The sequence below is a fragment of the Caulobacter sp. D5 genome, assembly GCF_003185805.1.
In the GTDB taxonomy this organism is placed as follows: Bacteria; Pseudomonadota; Alphaproteobacteria; order Caulobacterales; family Caulobacteraceae; genus Caulobacter.
On the sequence record NZ_QHJY01000458.1, the window covers coordinates 1 to 2,980 of the forward strand.

Here is a 2,980-nt window from a genome sequence, read left to right on the forward strand (position 1 = left end):
CGTCGGCGGCGTTCTGGGCCTGGGCCTCGGTCTGGCGGCGGACGGCGTCGGCGGCCGCGGCGGCGTCACGGGCCGAGCTCTCGGCGGCGGCCTGGGCCTGCTGGGCGCCGGTCTGGAGGCCGACCTGCGCGCCTTCGATCAGGCCGGCGGCGCGGCCCTGTTCCTGGGCCTGGGCGATCTGGTCGGTGGAGGCGTCCATCGGCCGCGAGGTCAGCATGAAGGCCACGGCGATCACCGCCACGATGGCCACCACGCCGGCCACCAGCCAGCCCAGCGGGCTCGACTCGCGGCGAACTTCCACGACGCGCTCGGGCTGCTGGGCGGGCTGTCGCTGGACCGGGGGAAGGGAAGGATCGGTATAGGTCATGGCTCTCGTCCTGGAACGTTGTTGTTCGAGGAAACGTGGAGCCAAGCGGAGGTGTTCCGCCTCCCTCTCCCCATCGGGAGAGGGAAGGGAGGTATTTTCTTACGGCCGCTCGAGCACCAGCGTCGCCCAGGCGTCGCGGTGGATGCGGGTCTTCACGCGGAAGCCGCGCGACAGGTAGGCGGCCTTGACCATCCGTTCCTGGGTGCGCAGCAGGCCCGACAGGATGACCGTGCCGCCGGGGACCAGGGCGCGCTTGATGTCCTGCACCAGGCTGATCAGCGGGCGGGCCAGGATGTTGGCGAAGACCAGATCGTAGGGCGCGTTGTCGGCGACCAGGCGGTGGCCCAGGCCCGAGGCGTGGACGAACTTGGCGTTAGCCTTGTTGACCACGGCGTTTTCGCGGGCGATGCGCACCGACGGCTTGTCGATGTCGGTGCCGACGGCCAGCTTGGAGCCCGTGCGGGCGGCGGCGATGGCCAGCAGGCCCGTGCCGGCGCCGACGTCGAGCACCTTGTTGAACTTCTTGGCCTTGATCAGGCGGTCATAGGCCTGCAGGCAGCCGACGGTGGTGCCGTGGTGGCCGGTGCCGAAGGCCGCGCCGGCCTCGATGCGCAGGTTGACGGTGCTGGCCGGCAAGCGGCCGCGGTCGTGCATGCCGTAGACGAAGAAGCGGCCGGCGCGCACCGGCGGCAGGCCCGACAGCGCCATGGCCAGCCAGTCGGCGTCGGCCAGGGTCTCGCGCACGACCTTCAGCGGGAAGCCGCCCAGCAGCTCCAGCAGGCCGGCGTCTTCCTCGTCGGTGGTCGGGAAGGCGTCGATGCGCCAGATGTTCTTGTCCTCGTCCTCTTCCAGGATCGAGTAGGTCGCGCCTTCGAGGCCGGGCATGTTGTCGATGGCGTCGGCGGCGGCTTCGGCGTCGGCGCGGGCGCCGCGGGCGACGATCTGCTGGGGCGTGTAGTCGGTCATGCCGCTCCAATAGTCGTACGCGCCGCCAAAGGCGAGACCGTGCGTCGCCCGAAGACGGGGGCGGGGCTCCAAATTTCCGGGATCGGCTCGGGCGGGGCCAGGCGCCAGGCCAGCGGCGCCTCTTCGCGCGGGGCGCGCTCGGCCTTGGGTTCGGCGTTGCGGGCGAAGCCGAGGGCGGGTCCCAGCAGGCGCGTGGCTGCCGCGCAGGCCAGGGCCCAGGCGATGCCGTTGCGCTCCAGGATGAAGCTTTCCGAGAAGGTGGTGATCAGGAAGATGACCAGGAACAGCGTCGCCCAGTAGCCGTCGCGCACCTTGTCGAAGCGGAACAGGGCGACCAGCAGCGGCAGGCCCAGGACCAGCGCCGACAGGCCCACGCCCACCCAGCCCAGCTGGGCCAGCACGTCGAGCCAGCCGTTGTGGGCGGTGGGCACGTTCCAGCCGGTCTCCTTGCGGATGAACATGGCCGGCACCGACTCGTCGCGCCAGAAGACGGCGTAGCCGTAGCCGGTGATCGGGGCCTTGGCCGACTGGCGCAGCAGGGCGTCCCAGATCTCGGTGCGGCCGGTCAGGGTGGGGTCCTTGCCCAGGGCCTTGAAGAGGAGTTCGGGGGCCAGCCACATGACCAGGGCCAGGCCGCCGACCACGGTGACGCCCAGCCAGACCATGGTGATCGCCGTGGCCGGGCCGCGCCGCATCATGCCCAGCAGGCCAGAGCCCGCCAGGCCGATCATCAGCACCATCAGCGAGGTCTTGGACTTGCTCATCACGATCATGAAGGCGCAGAGCACGATGGCGGCGATGAAGAGCTTGCGGTGTCGCGTGCCGGCCAGGATGGCGGCCATCGAGGCCAGGGCGCCGTAGACCATCATCGCGCCCATCTGGTTCTTCTCGAACCACAGGCCGCGCCAGTCGCCAGCGTTGATGTCGTGCTGCACGCCCATCTTGGGATAGGCGATCGCCGCCAGCAGGCCGCCGGCGCCGAGGATCAGGAAGGTGGTCGCCAGAATCTCGGCCATGCGACGGCCATCGAAGCTGGCGGCGAAATAGAAGCCGAACAGGGTGGTGAAGGCCGCGGCCAGGGCCCGGCGGTTGGTGGTGCCCGGGTCGAACGACCACGACGACGAGGCGAACACCCAGAAGACCAGCAGGCTGAGCACGCTCGCCGGCAGCCAGAACTTCATCAGGCGTGGGGCGCGCCACATCACCAGCCCCAGGATCAGGGCGTAGACCGGCAGCCACATCAGGCGAAGGATCGGCATGTCCTCGCCGCCGGCCTGTTCGGGGTCGAGCAGCGGGCCGATCAGGGCGTTGGACAGCATGAACAGCACGAAGCCGCAGGCCCAGGCCTCCAGCGTGCGCAGGATCCCTCCCTCGTGCTCGTCCCGTTCCGGCGCGGCCGCGTCCATCTGCGTTCCCGTATGGCGCGAAACGGCACAGTGTCGCTTCGCTCGCGGGGATGGGTGCAAGGCGGAGGCCTAAATCCCTCTCCCCCTGCGGGAGAGGGTGGCCTCCGAAGGAGGTCGGGTGAGGGGTCGATAGGCCTGTCCGCCGTGACTGGCGGTCAGGCTGGGTTTGGTGTCGGATGTTTGAGAGACCCCTCATCCGTCGGCTTCGCCGACACCTTCTCCCGCAGGGGGAGAAGGATCA

General features: G+C 69.9%; 3 protein-coding genes. All 3 read right to left on the bottom strand.

What is annotated here, in order from left to right; translation table 11 throughout:
• The coding region (locus DMC18_RS23560) for a hypothetical protein (protein WP_110133364.1) at window positions 1-367 on the bottom strand (367 nt) is incomplete at its 3' end.
• A gap of 99 nt (window positions 368-466) precedes the next feature.
• Complete coding sequence (locus DMC18_RS23565; protein WP_110121222.1) at window positions 467-1,333, bottom strand: 50S ribosomal protein L11 methyltransferase; 867 nt, start codon at window positions 1,331-1,333, stop codon at window positions 467-469.
• On the bottom strand, window positions 1,330-2,739 hold the full coding sequence (locus DMC18_RS23570) for an O-antigen ligase (RefSeq protein ID WP_110121223.1): 1,410 nt from the start codon (window positions 2,737-2,739) through the stop codon (window positions 1,330-1,332). Before DMC18_RS23570 ends, DMC18_RS23565 begins: the two co-directional genes overlap by 4 nt.
• Between the last annotated feature and the right edge of the window lie 241 nt (window positions 2,740-2,980).

Coding starts and splice junctions, on each gene's coding strand:
- DMC18_RS23565 (WP_110121222.1), bottom strand. CDS start 1,333: ATGACCGACTACACGCCCCAGCAGATCGTCGCCCGCGGCGCCCGCGCC.
- DMC18_RS23570 (WP_110121223.1), bottom strand. CDS start 2,739: ATGGACGCGGCCGCGCCGGAACGGGACGAGCACGAGGGAGGGATCCTG.